The 16,774-nt window shown below is 63.7% G+C and carries 19 protein-coding genes; 6 read left to right on the plus strand and 13 right to left on the minus strand.

Features of this window, described 5'->3' with window-relative positions:
• Window positions 1-5: 5 nt before the first annotated feature.
• Together HSW_RS15785 and HSW_RS15790 are read right to left on the minus strand one after the other, a co-directional pair.
• Window positions 6-1,133: a CaiB/BaiF CoA transferase family protein gene (locus HSW_RS15785; RefSeq protein WP_044002702.1), complete on the minus strand. Its 1,128-nt coding sequence runs from the start codon at window positions 1,131-1,133 to the stop codon at window positions 6-8.
• A gap of 27 nt (window positions 1,134-1,160) precedes the next feature.
• Window positions 1,161-1,892 (minus strand): class I SAM-dependent methyltransferase, encoded by a 732-nt coding sequence (locus tag HSW_RS15790; RefSeq protein ID WP_044002703.1) that lies wholly within the window; start codon window positions 1,890-1,892, stop codon window positions 1,161-1,163.
• Window positions 1,893-2,210: 318 nt separating this feature from the next.
• Here HSW_RS15790 and HSW_RS15795 point away from each other — a divergent pair, with 318 nt between their 5' ends.
• Entirely contained in the window at window positions 2,211-3,245 is a 1,035-nt protein-coding gene (locus HSW_RS15795) for a Gfo/Idh/MocA family oxidoreductase (protein ID WP_044002704.1), read from the plus strand.
• Between the two features lie 53 nt (window positions 3,246-3,298).
• On the opposite strand, the gene HSW_RS15800 is transcribed toward HSW_RS15795, so the two are convergent.
• Window positions 3,299-4,423 (minus strand): TlpA disulfide reductase family protein, encoded by a 1,125-nt coding sequence (locus HSW_RS15800; protein ID WP_044002705.1) that lies wholly within the window; start codon window positions 4,421-4,423, stop codon window positions 3,299-3,301.
• 220 nt (window positions 4,424-4,643) lie between these two features.
• Between HSW_RS15800 and HSW_RS15805 the strand changes: the two genes are divergently transcribed.
• Window positions 4,644-6,374, plus strand: a complete 1,731-nt coding sequence (locus HSW_RS15805) for a DEAD/DEAH box helicase (RefSeq protein WP_081768444.1) — start codon at window positions 4,644-4,646, stop codon at window positions 6,372-6,374.
• 266 nt (window positions 6,375-6,640) lie between these two features.
• On the opposite strand, the gene HSW_RS15810 is transcribed toward HSW_RS15805, so the two are convergent.
• The 4 genes from HSW_RS15810 to HSW_RS15825 form a co-directional block, all read right to left on the minus strand.
• Window positions 6,641-6,895 carry a hypothetical protein gene (locus HSW_RS15810; protein WP_044002706.1) on the minus strand — a complete coding sequence of 85 codons (255 nt, stop codon included), beginning with the start codon at window positions 6,893-6,895 and terminating at the stop codon, window positions 6,641-6,643.
• Window positions 6,896-6,898: 3 nt separating this feature from the next.
• Window positions 6,899-7,489: a sigma-70 family RNA polymerase sigma factor gene (locus tag HSW_RS15815; protein WP_044002707.1), complete on the minus strand. Its 591-nt coding sequence runs from the start codon at window positions 7,487-7,489 to the stop codon at window positions 6,899-6,901.
• 106 nt (window positions 7,490-7,595) lie between these two features.
• On the minus strand, window positions 7,596-8,393 hold the full coding sequence (locus HSW_RS15820) for a molybdopterin-dependent oxidoreductase (RefSeq protein ID WP_044002708.1): 798 nt from the start codon (window positions 8,391-8,393) through the stop codon (window positions 7,596-7,598).
• A gap of 140 nt (window positions 8,394-8,533) precedes the next feature.
• Window positions 8,534-9,289 (minus strand): cytochrome b/b6 domain-containing protein, encoded by a 756-nt coding sequence (locus tag HSW_RS15825; RefSeq protein WP_044002709.1) that lies wholly within the window; start codon window positions 9,287-9,289, stop codon window positions 8,534-8,536.
• A gap of 188 nt (window positions 9,290-9,477) precedes the next feature.
• On the opposite strand from HSW_RS15825, the gene HSW_RS15830 reads away from it, so the two are divergent.
• The 4 genes from HSW_RS15830 (at window position 9,478) to HSW_RS15845 (ending at window position 12,012) form a co-directional block, all read left to right on the plus strand.
• Window positions 9,478-10,251 carry a DUF1223 domain-containing protein gene (locus tag HSW_RS15830; protein ID WP_052346520.1) on the plus strand — a complete coding sequence of 258 codons (774 nt, stop codon included), beginning with the start codon at window positions 9,478-9,480 and terminating at the stop codon, window positions 10,249-10,251.
• A gap of 74 nt (window positions 10,252-10,325) precedes the next feature.
• A complete protein-coding gene (locus HSW_RS15835) occupies window positions 10,326-10,778 on the plus strand; it encodes a hypothetical protein (RefSeq protein ID WP_044002710.1) in 453 nt (150 codons plus the stop codon).
• On the plus strand, window positions 10,775-11,617 hold the full coding sequence (locus tag HSW_RS15840) for a hypothetical protein (protein ID WP_044002711.1): 843 nt from the start codon (window positions 10,775-10,777) through the stop codon (window positions 11,615-11,617). The genes HSW_RS15835 and HSW_RS15840 overlap by 4 nt, the downstream gene beginning before the upstream one ends.
• 116 nt (window positions 11,618-11,733) lie before the next feature.
• Complete coding sequence (locus HSW_RS15845) at window positions 11,734-12,012, plus strand: hypothetical protein (RefSeq protein WP_044002712.1); 279 nt, start codon at window positions 11,734-11,736, stop codon at window positions 12,010-12,012.
• Window positions 12,013-12,108: 96 nt separating this feature from the next.
• On the opposite strand, the gene HSW_RS15850 is transcribed toward HSW_RS15845, so the two are convergent.
• The 6 genes from HSW_RS15850 to HSW_RS15875 all read right to left on the minus strand — a co-directional run bounded on the left by HSW_RS15850 (window position 12,109) and on the right by HSW_RS15875 (window position 16,738).
• The gene (locus HSW_RS15850; RefSeq protein WP_044002713.1) at window positions 12,109-13,020 is read right to left on the minus strand and encodes an NAD(P)/FAD-dependent oxidoreductase; all 912 of its coding nucleotides are present in this window, start codon (window positions 13,018-13,020) and stop codon (window positions 12,109-12,111) included.
• A gap of 101 nt (window positions 13,021-13,121) precedes the next feature.
• Entirely contained in the window at window positions 13,122-13,688 is a 567-nt protein-coding gene (locus HSW_RS15855) for an RNA 2'-phosphotransferase (protein ID WP_044002714.1), read from the minus strand.
• A gap of 22 nt (window positions 13,689-13,710) precedes the next feature.
• Window positions 13,711-14,208: a CPCC family cysteine-rich protein gene (locus tag HSW_RS23570; protein ID WP_081768446.1), complete on the minus strand. Its 498-nt coding sequence runs from the start codon at window positions 14,206-14,208 to the stop codon at window positions 13,711-13,713.
• 5 nt (window positions 14,209-14,213) lie between these two features.
• Window positions 14,214-15,149 (minus strand): 1,4-dihydroxy-2-naphthoate polyprenyltransferase, encoded by a 936-nt coding sequence (locus HSW_RS15865; protein ID WP_052346521.1) that lies wholly within the window; start codon window positions 15,147-15,149, stop codon window positions 14,214-14,216.
• A gap of 217 nt (window positions 15,150-15,366) precedes the next feature.
• Entirely contained in the window at window positions 15,367-16,044 is a 678-nt protein-coding gene (locus HSW_RS15870; RefSeq protein ID WP_044002716.1) for an HAD family hydrolase, read from the minus strand.
• Between the two features lie 118 nt (window positions 16,045-16,162).
• The gene (locus HSW_RS15875) at window positions 16,163-16,738 is read right to left on the minus strand and encodes a glutathione peroxidase (RefSeq protein WP_044002717.1); all 576 of its coding nucleotides are present in this window, start codon (window positions 16,736-16,738) and stop codon (window positions 16,163-16,165) included.
• Window positions 16,739-16,774 lie beyond the last annotated feature (36 nt).

Below are 16,774 nucleotides of genomic sequence, written 5' to 3' on the forward strand. Positions count from 1 at the left end.
TGCTCCTACTCCGGCCCCAAAGCCGGCGGTGCGCTCAGGGACAGTGCCATCGGCCACGCGCTGCTGCGGAACGCCACCGTGCGCACGCCCGCGTGTGGGAAGCCGGGCGCAGGCGGCAGCAGCATGGGCTGGGCCAGCGGATGGGCCAGGGCCTCGCCCACCGTACGCACCGCCCCGGCCGGCACCGCCAACTGCCCCAACTGAGCTAGTAGCTCCTGGCCGCTCACCTCCGCAATGCGCTCGGCCAGTAGCTCTTCCAGCGCGGCGCGGTGCGCTACCCGGTCAGGGTTGCGGCGGAAGCGGGCATCATCGGCCCACTCGGGGCGGTGTAGCACGGCGCAGAGGTGGCGAAACTGCTGGTCGGCGCCCACGGCCAGCAGCAGGCGCGTGCCGTCCCGGGCCGTGTACACGGTGCCGTAGGGCACGATGCTGGGGTGGCCCGAGCCCAACGGCTGCGGCTCCTGCCCCGTGACGAGGTGGGTGGCGGCCTGGTTGGCCAGCGAAGCCAGTGCGCTATCCAGCAAGCTCACCTGCACCAGCGCGCCCTGGCCGGTCCGCTCGCGGCGGTAAAGGGCCGTGAGCAGGCCTTCCTTGAGCTGGTGGGCCGTGAGCAAATCGATGATGGCCACCGGCATTTTCTGGGGCGGCTGGCCGGGGCCGGGGGCGTTGAGGTGCATGAAGCCGGTTTCGGCCTGCAGCACGGCATCGTAGCCGGCGCGGGTTTCGGTGGGGCCGTAGCCGGTGATGTGGCCGTAAATCAGGCGCGGGTTGAGGGCCGAGAGCGTGGCGTAGTCGGCGCGGAGCTTCTCGGCGTCGCCGGGCTTGTAGCTGGTCAGCACGATGTCGGCGGCGGCGGCTAGCTGGTGCAGGGCGGTTTGGCCGGCTTCGATGGTCAGGTCGAGCAGCTGGCTGCGCTTGCCCCAGTTGGCGCTGCTGAAATAGGCCGTGACGGTGGTAGCGGGGTCTTCGGCCAGGGTGCGCCAGGTGCGCGTCACGTCGCCGGCCGGGGGCTCCAGCTTCAGCACGTCGGCCCCCAGCTCGGCCAGAAACTGGCCCACCTGCGGCCCGGCCAGCACCGAGGCCAGCTCCAGCACGCGCAAACCAGCCAGCGGAAGTTCATCAGAAGGATTCATGCGGCCGAAGGTAGCACCCGCCCCGATTTACCGCCGCCCGGCCCGCGCAAACACCGGAAACACCACCTCCCGCTCTCCCGCCCCCCAGCGGCGCATTACCTCCTCGGACAGCAGTAAAACCGCGTCCTGGCCGTGCTGCTGCTGGTATTTCACCACGCTCGACCACGTGCGCAGGTAGTTCAGAAACCACTCCGCCGACCACTGCCGCCGCACCTCAAAGCGGGCAGTTTGCACCTCGGCAAACGGAAACGACAGGCGGGCGTACTCGTCGGTGATGTGCCAGCGGTTGTCGTCCCAGTAGGGCCGCATGGTGTCGTTGTGGAAGTGCTGTACCAGCGGGTCCAGCGCAGGGCTGATGCGCAGCAGGCCGTAGCCCCACTCGGCCACCACGCCGCCGGGTTGCAGCACGCGGTGCACCTCGGCGTTGAACGCGGCCATGTCAAACCAATGCACGGCCTGGGCCACCGTCACCAGATCGAAGCTGGCATCGGCAAATGGCGTGTGCTCGGCCGGGGCTTGTTGGTAGGTGATGTTGAGCTGGCGGGCCGCCTGGGCCAGCTGCGCCGCGCTGATGTCGGTGGCCTCCACCTGCCCGAAGTGCTCGGCCAGCACGGCCGCCACCTGCCCGTTGCCGGTGGCGCAGTCCCAGGCCCGGGTGCGGCCCGGCACCTGCGGCAGCAGCCAGTCGTAGAGGGCCGCCGGGTAGTCGATGCGGTAGCGGGCGTAGAGGTCAGCCTGGGAGGAGAATCGGTCGAGCATGGCGGTTGGGTGGTTGAACTGGTGGATTGGCGGATTGGCGGATTGGCGGATTGTAGATAAACAGAACGCCATTCCGAGCTTGCGAGGAATCTCGCGTGCTGATGTTGCAGCACTAAATACGCCGTTGCAACGAAGCGGGAGAGATGCTTCGGCTGCGCTCAGCATGACGGTTACCATTGCAACGTCAGCACGCGAGATTCCTCGCAAGCTCGGAATGACGTTCCTGAACCCGGAATGCCGTTCTTGAAACGACGTTCCCGGAATACCGTTCTTGACAACCCGTTGCAACGCTTGCTTCTCCAACAACGAAAAACGCCCATGTCCTCTCCCATCCAAACCGGCCTGCTGGCCTACGGCATGTCGGGCCGCATTTTTCACGCGCCGTTTCTGAGTACGTACCCCGGCTTTGCGCTGCGGGCCGTGGTGGAGCGCAGTCGCAAGCAGGCGCAGGCCCAATACCCCAGACTCATCAGCCACGACAGCGTGGCCGAGCTGCTGGCCGACCCGCAGCTGGATCTAGTGGTAGTAAATACGCCCAACGACACTCATTTCGCCCTCGCCCGGCAGGCGTTGCAGGCCGGCAAGCACGTGCTCATCGAAAAGCCCGTAGCCACCACCGTGGCCGAACTGGACGAGCTGCTGGCCCTGGCCGCCGCGCAAAACCTACACGTGCTGGCCTACCAGAACCGCCGCTGGGACTCCGATTTTCAGTTGGTGCGCCAGGTGGTGGAAAGCGGCCAGTTGGGCCAGCTCACGGAAGTGCATTTCCGCTTCGACCGGTACAAAGCCGCCCTCAACGCCAAAACCTTCAAGGAAGACCCCAGCGTGGCGGGCAGCGGCCTGAGCTTCGATTTGGGCCCGCACGTGCTGGATCAGGCCCTGAGCTTGTTCGGGCGGCCCGAGCAGGCCCACGTCACGCGCGCCAGCCACCGCCCTGGCTCCCGCGTCGATGACTACTTCCACGTGCATCTGCAGTATCCGCAGGGGCTGAACGTGTTTGTGGCCGGCAGCCTGCTCACGGCCGCGTCCGGCCCGGCCTACGTGCTGCACGGCACGCTCGGCTCGTTCCAGAAAAGCCGCGCCGACGTACAGGAAGCCCAACTCGACCAGGGCCAGCTGCCCACTGCCGCCACCTACGGCCACGAGCCCGCCGGCCAGGAAGGTACCCTCACGCTGGTACCCGCCCCCGGCGAAACACAGCTTTCCCGCCTCCCCGCGCCCCAAGGCCAGTACCAGGGCCTGTTCGAGGCGGTGTACCAAACCATCCGCCACGGCCAGCCCTTCCCAGTGCGCGCCGAGCAGCTGCGCTGGCAGCTGGAGATTCTGCAACTACCCGCACACAAACAGTTCTAGAGCGTTTCTCGAGTCACTGTACTCTGCACAGTGACTCGAGAAACGCTCGAAGGTTACTTAACATATTGCGCCAGCGCTTCGCGCAGGGCGGCTCCTTTCAGATTAACCGCCAGAATCTTCCCATTGGGGTCAATCAGAAAGTTCTGCGGAACGCCGGTAACGTGATAAAGGCGGGCAGCCGCGTTTTCCAAGCCCTTCAGGTCCGAAACCTGGGTCCAGGGAAGCTGGTCGGCGGCAATAGCTTTTACCCATTTGGCACGGCCTTTCTCGTCGTCAACGGATATGCTCAATACATCGAAGTTGCGACCCTTGTATTCATTATAGGCCTTGATGACCATCGGATTTTCCTGGCGGCAGGGGCCGCACCAGCTGGCCCAGAAATCCACCAGCACGTACTTGCCCCGGTAGTCGCGCAGGGAAATCACTTTACCATCGGGAGTTGGTTGGGTGAAATCGGGGGCCTGGGTGCCCGCTATTACCCCCTTCATGCCCGCCAGCCGCGCTCCGTACTCGCGGCCGGCCGCGCTGCTTTTAAGCTCCGGACTCAGGGCCGCGTAGAGCGGCGCTACTTCCTCATAAGAAGGCTCAATCATCTGTATTGCCGTCAGCGCGTGCAAGCTGGCCCAGGATGCTGGGTTGGCTTTGATAAAGGCGTGCTGGGCGGTGGCTATCTGCTTATTGAAGCTGGTAAATTTTGCCTGTACCTGCTCCCCGAAAGCCGGGTCCTGCTGTTGCTGGGCCGAGGCCTTCTGCAATTCGGCTCCGTAAACGTCCATGCTTGCAAAAACAGGTTTCAAGGCCTCCTTCAGACGCAGATTATCGGCATTAATCGGCCCGCCTTTGATGGTGGCGTGGGTCAGCGAATCGGGGCTGGTAACGACTACCGTGCCCGGCTCCAGGAATATAAGCGTCTGGACCCGTGCGCCACGCAGGTTAGCCGGCCGGCCCTTTTGGCGTAGCAGCAGTTCAGCCATAACAGGCTCCGCAGCCGTGCCCTTAATTTCAAACGTGCCGTTCTTGACCACGGCTGAATCCAGCATCGAGGGGCCGCTTACCAGATACACTTTGGCCGGCGCACTGATGAGGCCGAGCTTCCCCTTAATGGTATAGGTAAATGGCTGCTGGGCCTGGGCTAGGCCGCTGCTTAGTAGCAAAATTGGCAGGATACGCTTCTTCATACGTTGAATAAGGGAATGATGGAAGATACGCGCCAGATAATGCCCAAGGCGCAGGGGCGTCCGGCAGCGGACAAGTAACGGAAATTTCGCCGGTCCCCGGCCGCCTCTAGGCCCGGGGCGGGTTCCGCCGTCAATCCCCTATCTTTGTTAGCAAAGCACCCCAGCGGTTTGCTGACCGAGACGCAAGGTCAGCCCTCTATCATCTTAACGAAGCTGTACTTTGACGTTTCACGAGTTTAACCTGCACGATGACCTGCTCGCGGGCATCGATGCCATGAATTACCAGAATGCCACGCCCATCCAGGAGCAGGCCATTCCCCGCATTCTGGAAGGCAAGGACCTGATTGCCTGCGCCCAGACCGGTACCGGCAAAACCGCCGCCTACCTGCTGCCGCTGCTCGACAAGATTTCGCACGCCAAGCACGGCACCACCTCCACGCTGGTACTGGTGCCCACCCGCGAACTGGCTACGCAGATTGATGAGCAGGTAACGGGCTTCGGCTACTTCGTGGAAGCCAGCTCCATTGCCATCTACGGCGGGGGCAAATCCGAAGGCTGGGAGCAGCAGAAGCGCGCCCTTACCTCCGGCGCTGACATCATCATTGCCACACCCGGCCGCCTCATTGCCCACATGCAGATGGGCTACGTGAAGTTCGAGGACCTGAAGTATCTGGTGCTCGACGAGGCCGATAAGATGATGGACATGGGCTTCTCCGATGACATCCTCAACATCGTGCGGCAGCTGCCCAAAGAGCGCCAGACGCTGCTGTTCTCGGCCACCATGCCCAGCAAAATCCGCGACTTTTCGCAGCAGCTGCTCAAGAGCCCCGAGGAAATTCGTTTGGCCGTTTCCAAGCCCGCCGCTGGCATCGACCAGCAGTTCTACATGGCCTTCGACCGCCAGAAGATCTACCTGCTCGAGCACATCATCAAAACCCAGGACGTGCAGAGCATGGTGCTGTTCACTAGCCAGAAAGCGGCTGTGGGCGGCATTGTGCGGGCCATCAACAAGCTGGGCATCGAGGCCAGGGGCATCAGCTCCGACCGCACCCAGGAGGAGCGTGAGGAAATCATGCGCGCCTTCAAAAACAAGCAGTTCCCTATCCTCGTTGCCACCGACGTGCTGAGCCGGGGCATTGACATCGACTCGCTGAGTCACGTGGTAAACTACGACATCCCGCGCGCCGCCGAGGATTACGTACACCGTATCGGGCGCACGGCCCGCGCCGCCACCAAAGGCACGGCCATCACCTTCATTGCCGACCAGGACCAGGACCGCGTGCTCAAAATCGAGAAATTGATTGAGCGCGAAGTAGAAAAGCAGAACATCACCGAAGGTCTCGGCCTGGGCGAAGCCCCCGAGTTCGACCCCAAACGGTTCAGTGGCCTGCGCGGCAAAGTAGGCGGCCGGCCCGAGCGTGGCCCCCGCAGCGGCGGTGCTGGTGGTTCCGGCGGTGGCCGTGACCGTGGCCCCCGCCCCGAAGGCGGCGGTGGCGGCCGCTCCGGCGGTGGCCGCGACGGTGCCCGCCCCAACCGCGGCGACAGCAAACCCGACGCCGATCAGCAGGCCCGCATTGCCAAAGCCCAGGCCACCCTGGCCGCCCTCGACGCCGGCCAAGCCCCGGCCCAGCCCTACCAGCGTCCCCCCCGCGAAGACCGCCCCGAAGGCAGCGACAGCCGCCCCCGCCGCGAGCCGCGTGAACCCCGCGCCGAAGGCGAAGCTCGTCCACCTCGGGCTCCACGCCCCGAAGGCGAAGCCCGCCCGCCCCGCGAACCGCGTGCCCCGCGCCCTGAAGGCGAAGCCGCTGCTGAGCCACGGGCTGAAGGCGATAAAGCCGAAGGCCAGCGCCGCCGCAAGCGCGGAGGCCGCAACCGCTCCGGCCGTGGCCCGCGCCCCGAGGGCGGTGCCGCCACCGAAGCTTCTGCCCCGGTAGCCCCGGCCGCTGAATAATTCATCTGGCCCAAACCAAAAACGGCCCCGCTGCATGTGCAGCGGGGCCGTTTTTGGTTTGAGTTGGCTTGTGCCGTTAACTTGAGGATTTGCGCAGTACAATCGGTAGCAGTTCTTAGGTTAAGATATGGCCATTGGACGGTGTAGAGACGCAATATCTTGCGTCTCGTCGTTGCTGATGTTGTTTGATCTGCGCAACACCAGTCGTTCAACGATGAGACGCAAGATATTGCGTCTCTACATCGTCCGATCTACGAAGAACTAACTCAAGATTCTGACGCATCGAGGCGGCGCTGGAGCTGCGCGGCGAAATCGGGGGGCAGTTGGGCGGTGGAGGTGGCCTGCGCGGCGAGGCGGGCGGCGCGGGCCAGGGCCGGGCTCTGCACGGCGTAGCGGCGGCAGTAGGCACACAGGCGCAAGTGGGCCCACAGCTTCATCCGCTCGGCCAAGGGCAGCTGCTGGTCGGCGCGGCGCTCAATGAGCAGGGTGGCGCGTTGGCAGTCGGAAATGAAGGTGCGCATACGTTACGAACGGAGAGTGGAGCCGAACCAGTTCTTTTCGAGGCAGCGGCGCAGGTGAAGTTTCAGGCGGTGTACGATAACCCAGTAGTTGGCGGCCGTCAGCTGTAGCGCCGCGCAGATTTCCTCGGCCGACATTTCCTCGGCAAAGCGCAGCACAAACACGGCTCCGTGCTGGGGCGAAAGCCGCTGCTGGCAGCTGCGCAGCACCGCCTGAAACTCCTGTTGCTCCAGCGCGTCTTCGTCGCTGGGCGCGGCCCAGTCGGCGGGGCCTTGGCCGGGCTGCCAGTGGCCGGTAGCAGGCTGGAAGAATTCGGCCTCGGGGTCCTGCTCAGGCAGTAGGGGCAGCGGCACAAAGGGCGAGCGGGCCTGCCGCCGGTAAAAGTCCACGACTTTGCGGCGCAGAATTACAAACAACCAGGTGCGCTCCGAGGCTTCCCCGCGAAAGGAAGCCAGCGCGTCGAGGGCGCTGCACAGGGTATCCTGCACCAGCTCCTGCGCCTCCTCCGCCGAGGCCACGCGGCTCAGGGCGAAACGGTACAGGTCGTCGCCGTAGCGGGCAAGCCACTGCGCGGGCTCGGGCACCGAAAGGGCCATGCGGGAAAGGATAGGTGAAGGGGAGGAAAACCCATCTGGCGGGCTCCGGCAAGTAACGCAAATATCCTGGAGCGCGGATTGGCCATTGCTGGATATACTTCGGCCGTTATAGGCTGGCGTGCCAGTCGTAGCCCCGGGCGGCCCAGTAGTCGGCCGGGCGCTCCGCCACGAAAGCCAGCGTGCCGATGCGCTTGAGCTGCTTGATGCCATACTTGCGGGGCGTGATGAGGCGCAGCGGCGCGCCGTGCTCCGGCAGCAGCGGCCGGCCGTTCATCTCGTAGCACAGCAGGGTTTGCGGGTGCAGGGCACTGACCATATCGAGGCCCACGTAATACGCATCGTCGGGAGTGCGCAGGCTTACGTAGGGCGCTATTTCGGCAGAGGGAAGGGTGGCCAGCGGGTAGCGGGCCAGGAAATCGGTGAGGCGCACGCCGGCCCAGGTAACCACCGTGCTCCAGCCCTCGATGCATTTGAGCTCGGTGGTCATTTCGGTGCGGGGCAACGCCTGCAGCTCGGCCAGGGAGAACTCCCGGACCGGCTGCCCACCGAAACCTTCCACCCGCAGCCGCCACGCGGCCACGTCCAGCGGCTGCTTGAGGCCCACGGAGCCGTTGGCGCGGGGCGTGCGGGCCTGGTTGCGCGGAAACTCGGGGGCCAGCTGGGTGGGGCTGAGCAGGGTGGCGGCTACGCGGGCGTTGGCCTCCAGGCCGGCCCGCAGCGGCCCCGGAATGTCCATCACCTCGGGCTGGCCCAGCAGCCAGCGCCAGCCGCCCAGGCCCGCCAGGGCGGCCAGCCCGCCCACCAGAAAGGTCCGCCGGGAACGGCGCGTCACTTCTCGCTCCAGGGCAACGTCAGCAGCAGGTGGCGTGGCGGGCGGCTGCGGAAGGGATGATTCGGATTGCATCGGTCAGTACAATAAACGCGTAAGGGAAAACTGGTAATTCTGACTGCTCTGTGCGGCGCGCCGCAATCAGTCCCATACCTGGGGCCGGGCGCATTCTGCTGCCAAGGTTAGATGAGGGGGCTCTAACAAAGGACCTCAGGCTAGGGCCGCACGGGCAGCGGCGGCACGGTATGCAGCGGACTGCTGCTACTGGGGGCCACATCGGGCGCGGCGGCGAGCGAGGCAGCCGCGGCCGTGGGGGCAGAGTCCTTTACCACTTCAAACCCCGCTACCATGGCCCGGAAGTTGTTCCAGCCGGCCCGCACCACTTGGGCAATGTGTACCAGAAAAAACAGCACGTAGCCGATGGTCAGGGCGAAATGCTCCAGGCGGGCCCACTCGTAGCCGCCCAGCGCGGTAGTGAGGCCGGCCAGCTGGGTGGGCTTGTAGATGGCCAGGCCGGTGAGCAGCGAGCCGGCCCCCATCAGCACCACCGAGGTGTAGGCCAGCTGCTGGGCCCCGTTGAACTTGGCGGGCGGCGGCGGGTTCTGGCGCAGGCCCACGTCGTGCAGCAGCGTGTGCCAGGCGCTGCGGAGCGTACCGCGCTGCGGCACCAGGTACCGCCACTCGCCCGAAATCAGGGTGTAGCTCACGTACAGCAGCCCGTTGAGGGCAAACACCCACATCAGCACAAAATGCCAGCTCATGCCCTTGGCCAGCTTGTGGTCCATGTCCAGCACATCGTACACCGACTGCGGGAAAAACCGCAGCAGCGTGGTGTCGCCCCACCCGAGCCGGTACACGTCGTTGGCCCAGTAAATCAGCAGGCCGCTCCAGATCATGAGGGCCAGCACCGGGAAATTGAGCCAGTGAAACCAGCGGATAGCCAACGGGTGCTTTTCAACGAGGCGGGGCATAGGACACAGGGCGTTTGAGGGGAGAAACCAGCAGGCGGCCAGCCACCGCCACCCCGATAGACGCCCGGCCGACGGCCACCTTACAGCTGCCCCCGAAAAATATTTTTCGGGGGCAGCTGTAAGGCCGGAAGTGGTGACGCGTCTAGCCGAGTAGCCGCCGCCGTTGGCTGGCCTTGTCTGTTTTCTTTATGAAACTGCTGCTTGTCGCCGGTCTGGCTTTCGGAAGTCTGCCGCTCACCTCCCCCACCCCGCTGCCTGGCTCACCCGCTGGCCCGGTACCCGCCCGCGTGCCGGTAGCCGTGGAGCTGTTCACGTCCGAGGGCTGCTCCAGCTGCCCCGCCGCCGATGCCGCACTGCGGGAGCTGGAAGCCAGCCAGCCAGTGCCGGGCGTGGAAATAGTGGCCCTGGGCCAGCACGTGGACTACTGGAACCGCCTGGGCTGGAAAGATACCTTCTCCTCGGAGCAGTTCACTCAGCGCCAGCGCACCTACGCCGCCGGCTTTGGCTCGGGCTCCTACACGCCGCAGGCCGTCATCAATGGCCGCTACGAGCTGGTGGGCAGCCAGCGGACCAAGCTGCTGGAAGCCATTGCGCAGGCAGCCCGTACGCCGCGCACCACCGTGCAGCTCAACGGCCCCGCGGCGGCCCTGCGCGTACAGGTGCGCGACCTGCCCGCCGGCACCGGCCCGGCCGACGTGCTGTTGCTCATCACCGAAACCGGCCTCACCACCCAGATCGGGCGGGGCGAAAATGCCGGGCGGCTGGTGCGCCACGCCGCCGTGGTGCGGGAGCTGCGCCCGCTGGGTGCGGTAGCCGCCGATGGTACGTTTGGGGCCTCGCCCGCGCTCCGGCTGCCGCCGCAGTGGCAGCAAAGCCACCTGCGGGCGGTAGTGCTGGTGCAGGAGCGCGCCAGCCACCGCGTGGTGGGCGTGGGCAGCCTGCCGCTCAGCCCCGCCGGCTAGGGCCCGGCCAGTTTACGGCCGCCACCTGCGCGGATTTCAACTCAGCACACCGTTCACTCTTCATTGCTTTTCCTATGACTACCCGCATACTAGGGCTGTTGCTGCTGGGCCTGAGCCTGGGAGCCTGCCAACAGGAAACCCCGGAGCCCGCCGCGTCTACTACCACCACGCCCCCGGCCGGCACGCTCACGGTGGTGCGCAAGGGCATCGTGCAGCCCCAGGGCGGCGTGCCCAGCTCAGGCACCGTGGATTTGGTGCGCGACGCCGCGGGCAAGGAATTTCTGCGCTTCAACGCCGATTTCATGACCGATTTCCATACCGGCTCGCTCACCATCTACCTGGCCAAGTCGGCCGAGCTGATTCGGGTGCAGCGGGGGCGTGGGGCCGAGAACGTACTGAGCGTGGGCGTTATCACGCAGTCGGGGGCGCAGGTGCTGGCCGTGCCGGTGGCTTCGGCTGGCTTCTCGCACGTGGTGCTGCACTGCGAGCCGGCCCAGTACAACTTCGGCGCGGCGGCTCTACAATGAGGGCGGCCCGCGCCGGGTGGCTGCTGGCTGCCGCGCTGCTGCTCGCGGCCGAGGCCCGGGCCGGTGGCGGCTGGACGCGCAAGAAGAAACGCGGCTACGCCAAAGCCGGCCTCACCACCGTCAGCACCACCCGCTACCATCCGCTTAGCGGCCCCACCATCGAAACGGCCCGGTTTCGGCAGCAGGTGTTCAGCCTCTACGCCGAGTACGGCCTCACCGACCGCCTGGAAGCCACCCTCAACTTTCCGGTTTTCCGGCGCGCCGCCTACGCTACCGTCACGCCCAGCCGGGGCATCGGCGACCCGGAAGTGGGCCTGCGCTACGGGCTGCTGCGCGGGGCATGGCTGCTGGTCGTGGGCCTAAGCGTGGAAGCGCCACTGGGCAACCCGCGCGCCCGCGGCTTCGACCGCACCGACCCGCGCGTGTTCGTGGCCCTGCCCACCGGCGACGGAGAGTGGAATGTATGGACGCGGGCGGCCCTCTCGCACAGTCTGAGCCGCTGGCCGGCCTTTTTCACGGTGGAAGCGGGCTACAACCAGCGCACCGCCGGCTTCACCAGCCAGTACAGCTACGGCGCACAGGCTGGCTACCACCTCCGGAAAAAAGCCTGGCTGACGGCCACGTTCCGCACCCTCGACAACGTGCGCCCGCCCGACCCTAACCGGCTGGGCAGCATCGGGCTGGGCGAGGGCGTGGCGTACTCCACGGCAGGGCTGGGCGTGAGCTTGGAGGCCACCCGCCACCTGCGCCTCACCACCGACTGGGCCACCGGTTTTGGCCGGCTGCGCAACGTGTACTCGGGCCAGCAGTTCACGTTTGGGGTGGCCGTGGAATGGTAACCGGGCCTCGGCCGCTACCAAAAAAAGTCCTACGCCCGCTGTAAGGCCTACTGCCGGGCCGCGTCTATCCGGGCAACACCACACATGTTTCACGTTTCACTTTTCCTCTCTTCCCCATGCGTACCAACCTGTTCTTCGCCCCCGGCTCCCTGCTACTCGCCGCCGTCTTCTGCCTCGGCACGCTCCTGCCCAACCCCACCTTCGCCCAAGGCGACAAAATGCAGGGCGACAAGATGAAAACCGATAAGATGGCCGACAACAAGATGGCTGACGGCAAAATGACCGATGGTAAGATGTCGGATGGCAAAATGGTCACCAGCAAAATGAGTTCGGCAAAAACCGCCAAGAAAGCCCCCAAGAGCAAAATGGCCGACCACAAGATGGACAAGATGTAACCACGCCCCGGCTGCCGGCAGCAGTTGCCCAGAACCCATCAGGCCCCGGCTACCTCTGTAGTCGGGGCCTGATGGGTTCTGGGGGCTAGTGGCGGGCTACACGTCCGCGTACACGCCGTCGGTTATCAATTCCCGGTTCAGCCAGGCCCCTGCTTTGGCTCCCTGCGCTACGGCCGCTGCTACCTGCCGCATGCCGGTGGTGGCGTCGCCGGCCGCAAACAGGTTGGGCACGTTGGTTGCGCAGACTTCTGTCACCTGAATAAGGCCGGCTTCGGTGAGCGAGCAGCCCAGCTGCCGGGCCAGGTTACCGGGCAGGCGCGTGGGGAAACGGGCAAATACCGCTTCCAGCGGATGCAGTTGGCCATCAGCCGTACGCAGCCCGGACAGGTAGCCGCCTTGGTGAGGAATATCCAGAACGGGTTCTTCTACGACGGGCACCTGATGCGTTTGCAGCAGGGCCTGTTGCTCAGGGGTAAAATCGGCGGGGCCGTTGGTGAACACCGTCAGCTTGCGGCTCCAGTTGCGCAGCAGCGCCACCAGCTCCGCCGCCACGGCCCCGTTGGCAAGCAAGCCCAGGTGCTGCCCCCGCACCTCGTAGCCGTGGCAGTACGGGCAGTGCAGCACCGAAATGCCCCAGCATTCGGCCAGCCCCGAAATCGGCAGCAACTCGTCTACCACGCCGGTAGCCAGCAGCAGCTTGCGCGCTGTCACTTTCGCGCCATCGGCCATTTTCACTTGGAAGCCTGTCGCCTCAGCCGTAGCCGCAACTACCTCGCTATTCAGGAACGCCACCGTGGGATACCGCGCCACCTGCTCCCGCGCTACCGTGGCCAGCTGAGTGGGCGTCGCACCGTCCTGGGTCAGGAAGCTGTGCGAGTGGGGCGTCTGGCGGTTGGCGGGCCGTTGCGTATCCACCACCAGCACCCGGCGCATCGAGCGGCCCAGCAGCAGCGCCGCACTCAGCCCGGCGTAGCTTCCGCCTACTATCACTACATCATATGCTTCCATTATCCCTGTTTGCTTAAATGCAACAATGATGCAAATATAGAAATTGGCAGAAAAAAACCCAATGAATACTGGGTGTAGGTGACGAAATAGTTTGGTACTAACTACGCCGCCGCCGCATCGTCGGGTAGCTGTAGGTAGCGGGCCGGAACTTCCTCAGTCAGCCACACACCATTGTCGGCGCGGTAGAAAGCGTGGCCCTCAGCGTGCATGCGGGCGGCATCTATCCGGAGCACAACCGGCGCGCCGTGGCGGCTGCCCACTTGCCGGGCGGTGGCATGGTCGGCGCTCAGGTGCACTTGCTGGCGGCTCATTTTCTGCAGCCCTTCCCGCATGATTTGGGCCTGATGACGGGCCGTCGTGCCGTGGTAGAGCACAGCCGGCGGCACGGCCGGCGCATAGCCTAACTCCACCACCACCGAATGGCCCTGGCTGGCCCGAATGCGCTGCTGGTCGTCGCTGAGGCGGAAACGCTGCTTAGGGCTGGTATCCACGATGTGCAGTAGCATCTCGTGGGTGAGGTTGATCTTGTGCGCTTGGGCCTGCCGGAGAAGTTCTTCCACACCTACCCAGCCCTGCTCGTCCAGCGTCAGGCCCAGGTGGGCCGGATCGTGGCGGAGTACCAAGCTCAAGAGCTTGCTGAGGCGGGTGGTTTCTTTATCAGGTAGCATAGATCTTAACTTCGAATGTTGATTACCCTGGGCTAGATTTGATCAAGCCACTACATTGGTCGTTGCGTAACTTCTCGAATAATAGCGTTATCGTTTCTATTTGCTCAATCATTTTATTTGACTCGTTGGCATGGCCACTCCTCACCGAAGCCTGAATGCTATTCAACAGCAAGCCAATTAACTTCTTTTCAGGCCGATGAGCGGCTGAACTTGTCGTCAGTATAGCCAGCATTTCAGCCGTTGTCCGTCTCCACTGTGTCAGTGAGTAGTTGCCATTGGGGCCGCCCCAGATTTCATCCGCCGCTTCGTCGTCTTGGCCATCATCTTCCCATTCGCAGATAGAGCAAATTTCATAGCCCGCCCGCTCACCCAATGTCGGATAGCCACAGGCTGGGCAGGTATTCAGCTTCGCTGCTTCATGCTTTAGCTGATTCAAGCAACAATCGATTTTCGGGAAATAGGCTGCAAAAAACTGACGCCTTTGTTGAAGCTCGTGTAATTGTGCTGCATTAATTTCCATGACGCTTACACCACCTGCCCCAGCCCGAACAGCAGCGTGAACACCAGCGTGGTGAGGGCCATTTGCTTGAGCAGCGGGTCGAGCTGCATGGAATCCTGGCGCTGCCACACGGCGGCGGCGTTGCGCACCAGCAACGGGGCGCTCTGCAGAAACAGCCACTGCCAGGGTGAGCGGTAGGTAAGCAGCACGTAGAGCACGGCGCATACCAGGCCGGCCGTGAGTAGCACCACGTGATACACGCGGGCCCGCTGCGGCCCCAGGCGCACCGGAATGGTGATTTTGCCGGCCAGCGCATCGGAGCGAATGTCACGGATGTTGTTCACGTTGAGTACGGCCGTAGCGAAGCAGCCCAGCGCGGCGGCGGGCAGCAGCACCGACAGCGGCAGCGTGCCAGCCTGCAGAAAATACGTGCCGCACACGCCCACCAGCCCGAAAAACACGAACACCGACACGTCGCCCAGTCCGGCGTAGCCATACGGTTTGGAGCCGGCCGTATAGTTCACCGCCGCCCAGATAGCCGAAAGGCCCAGCACGAAAAAGGCCAGGAAAATCCAGGCGCCGGCCGTGCCCAGGGCCACCCACAGTAGCAGCAGCCCGCTCAGCAAAGAAAGCGCCCCAAACAGGCCCATGCCCTTCTTCATCTGCGCTGGCGTGATGGCGCCGCTTTGCACGGCCCGTTGCGGCCCCTCGCGGTGCACGCTGTCGGCCCCGTTCTGCGAGTCGCCGTAGTCGTTGGCTAGGTTGCTCAGGATTTGCAGCAGAATGGTCGTCAGGGCGGCCAGCCCGACTACGCTGCCCCGAAAGTAGCCGTTGCTGGCGGCCAGGAAGCCGCCGGCCATGATGCTGGCCAGCGCCAGCGGCAACGTGCGCGGCCGAAACGCCGAAATCCAGGCTTTGGCGGGGCTAGCTGGTGCGGGAGCGGCGGGAGAAGAAGTTGCCATGAAAGTATTTTGGAGCCGCGTGCGAAGGCGCGGCTCTTCAGAAAGGCATGTTGGCGAAAGCAGGCTGGATAACTGCCGGAACGAGGTAGAGACGTGTATTCACGTAGCGTCGTTGAACGGCTAGCACTGTGCAGTCTGGATAGACGAAGATAAACAACCTCAGCAACGACAAGACGCGAATACGCGCTCTACCTCGTTCTGCCGGCTGTAAGCTACCCTATGAGGCTTCTAGAGCACCTGTTTCAAGCGCGGCAATACGGGCAGCCGTCAGCTCCTGGAAATGGGTCACGACTAAGTCAGCGTGACTGAGGTCCTGCAGAGGCGAGTGGATGCTGTTGTAGCCAATGCAGTAGAGGCCGGCAGCTTTGGCGGCCGTTACGCCATTGGCCGAGTCTTCTATCACCACACACTCTGCCTGCGAAGATTGCGCCAGCGACGCAGCGTGTGCAAAAATGGCCGGATCGGGCTTGGAGCGCGGAAAATCCTCGCCACTGACAAGGTGCGAGAAGTACGGCCCCAGCACAAACCGGCGCATCACCCGGTCAATTGTCGATTGGGAAGCGGAAGAAGCCAGAATCAGCTCCAGGTTGTGCTGGTGCAGGTCTTCGATGAGGCGGCGCACGCCGTCGAGCAACTCCAGATCCGGCTTTTCATCAAAGGCGAGGTTGAAGAACTCGCGCTTGGCCAGTACCAGTTCTCCTACCTCATGCGCCAAGCTATGCTTATCCTTGAGGTGCTGATAAACATTTTTGGTGGAGCGGCCGGTAAAGGTGGCGTACTCAGCATCCGACACCCCAATGCCCAGCTCCTCAAAGTGTTGGAAATAAGCGTAGCGATGCACCGGCTCGGTGTCCACTATAACGCCGTCCATGTCGAAAATAACGGTGCGGACCATGCAGTAAGTTGTAGTTGCGAGGGCGAAGATACTTCCCGCAGCCTATCACTGCGCTCAGCGGCGGATGGCTTGAACAGCAGTTGCCGCTTCCGTTGCTGGGCGCACTGGTGGCCGGGTGTTATTTCTGAATAGCAGCCAGCAACTCCTCGCTTAGCGGCTTCACTTTAGACGGGTAGAAGCCCTGCACATGCCCCTGCTCATCAATGAGATACTTGCAGAAATTCCAATTCGGCTTTTCGTCTGTCACGCCGTTTCTGACTTTGCTGCCCAGGTACTGAAACAGCGGTGCGGCATCGGCACCAGCCACGGATACTTTGGAGAAAAGCGGAAACGTCACGCCGAAGTTTTTCTCACAGAAAGTGGCAATCTGCTCGTTAGTACCTGGTTCCTGACCGCCGAAGTTATTGGCCGGAAAGCCCAGCACCGTTACTTTGCTGCCGTATTTCTGGTGTAACTCTTCCAGTTCCTTGTACTGCGGCGTGTAGCCACACTCGGAGGCAGTATTTACAATGAGCAGCTTTTTGCCTTTATATTGGCTCAGTTTCGCGTCTTTGCCATCAATGGTTTTCACCGTAAAATCATACACGGTGCCAGCAACGGGGAGGGTCAGGTCGGTCATGGCGGGAGTTGCGTTACGTGAGGAAATGGAAAGACCGCCAATAAGCAGCGCGCCCAGCAGAACAAAGGATTTCATGTGCGAAGATTGGGAGATTCTGAAGAAAAACCGGCA

The sequence above is a fragment of the Hymenobacter swuensis DY53 genome (assembly GCF_000576555.1).
In the GTDB taxonomy this organism is placed as follows: domain Bacteria; phylum Bacteroidota; class Bacteroidia; order Cytophagales; family Hymenobacteraceae; genus Hymenobacter; species Hymenobacter swuensis.

Coding starts and splice junctions, on each gene's coding strand:
- HSW_RS15785 (WP_044002702.1), bottom strand. CDS start 1,133: ATGAATCCTTCTGATGAACTTCCGCTGGCTGGTTTGCGCGTGCTGGAG.
- HSW_RS15790 (WP_044002703.1), bottom strand. CDS start 1,892: ATGCTCGACCGATTCTCCTCCCAGGCTGACCTCTACGCCCGCTACCGC.
- HSW_RS15795 (WP_044002704.1), top strand. CDS start 2,211: ATGTCCTCTCCCATCCAAACCGGCCTGCTGGCCTACGGCATGTCGGGC.
- HSW_RS15800 (WP_044002705.1), bottom strand. CDS start 4,423: ATGAAGAAGCGTATCCTGCCAATTTTGCTACTAAGCAGCGGCCTAGCC.
- HSW_RS15810 (WP_044002706.1), bottom strand. CDS start 6,895: ATGCGCACCTTCATTTCCGACTGCCAACGCGCCACCCTGCTCATTGAG.
- HSW_RS15815 (WP_044002707.1), bottom strand. CDS start 7,489: ATGGCCCTTTCGGTGCCCGAGCCCGCGCAGTGGCTTGCCCGCTACGGC.
- HSW_RS15820 (WP_044002708.1), bottom strand. CDS start 8,393: ATGCAATCCGAATCATCCCTTCCGCAGCCGCCCGCCACGCCACCTGCT.
- HSW_RS15825 (WP_044002709.1), bottom strand. CDS start 9,289: ATGCCCCGCCTCGTTGAAAAGCACCCGTTGGCTATCCGCTGGTTTCAC.
- HSW_RS15830 (WP_052346520.1), top strand. CDS start 9,478: ATGAAACTGCTGCTTGTCGCCGGTCTGGCTTTCGGAAGTCTGCCGCTC.
- HSW_RS15835 (WP_044002710.1), top strand. CDS start 10,326: ATGACTACCCGCATACTAGGGCTGTTGCTGCTGGGCCTGAGCCTGGGA.
- HSW_RS15840 (WP_044002711.1), top strand. CDS start 10,775: ATGAGGGCGGCCCGCGCCGGGTGGCTGCTGGCTGCCGCGCTGCTGCTC.
- HSW_RS15845 (WP_044002712.1), top strand. CDS start 11,734: ATGCGTACCAACCTGTTCTTCGCCCCCGGCTCCCTGCTACTCGCCGCC.
- HSW_RS15850 (WP_044002713.1), bottom strand. CDS start 13,020: ATGGAAGCATATGATGTAGTGATAGTAGGCGGAAGCTACGCCGGGCTG.
- HSW_RS15855 (WP_044002714.1), bottom strand. CDS start 13,688: ATGCTACCTGATAAAGAAACCACCCGCCTCAGCAAGCTCTTGAGCTTG.
- HSW_RS23570 (WP_081768446.1), bottom strand. CDS start 14,208: ATGGAAATTAATGCAGCACAATTACACGAGCTTCAACAAAGGCGTCAG.
- HSW_RS15865 (WP_052346521.1), bottom strand. CDS start 15,149: ATGGCAACTTCTTCTCCCGCCGCTCCCGCACCAGCTAGCCCCGCCAAA.
- HSW_RS15870 (WP_044002716.1), bottom strand. CDS start 16,044: ATGGTCCGCACCGTTATTTTCGACATGGACGGCGTTATAGTGGACACC.
- HSW_RS15875 (WP_044002717.1), bottom strand. CDS start 16,738: ATGAAATCCTTTGTTCTGCTGGGCGCGCTGCTTATTGGCGGTCTTTCC.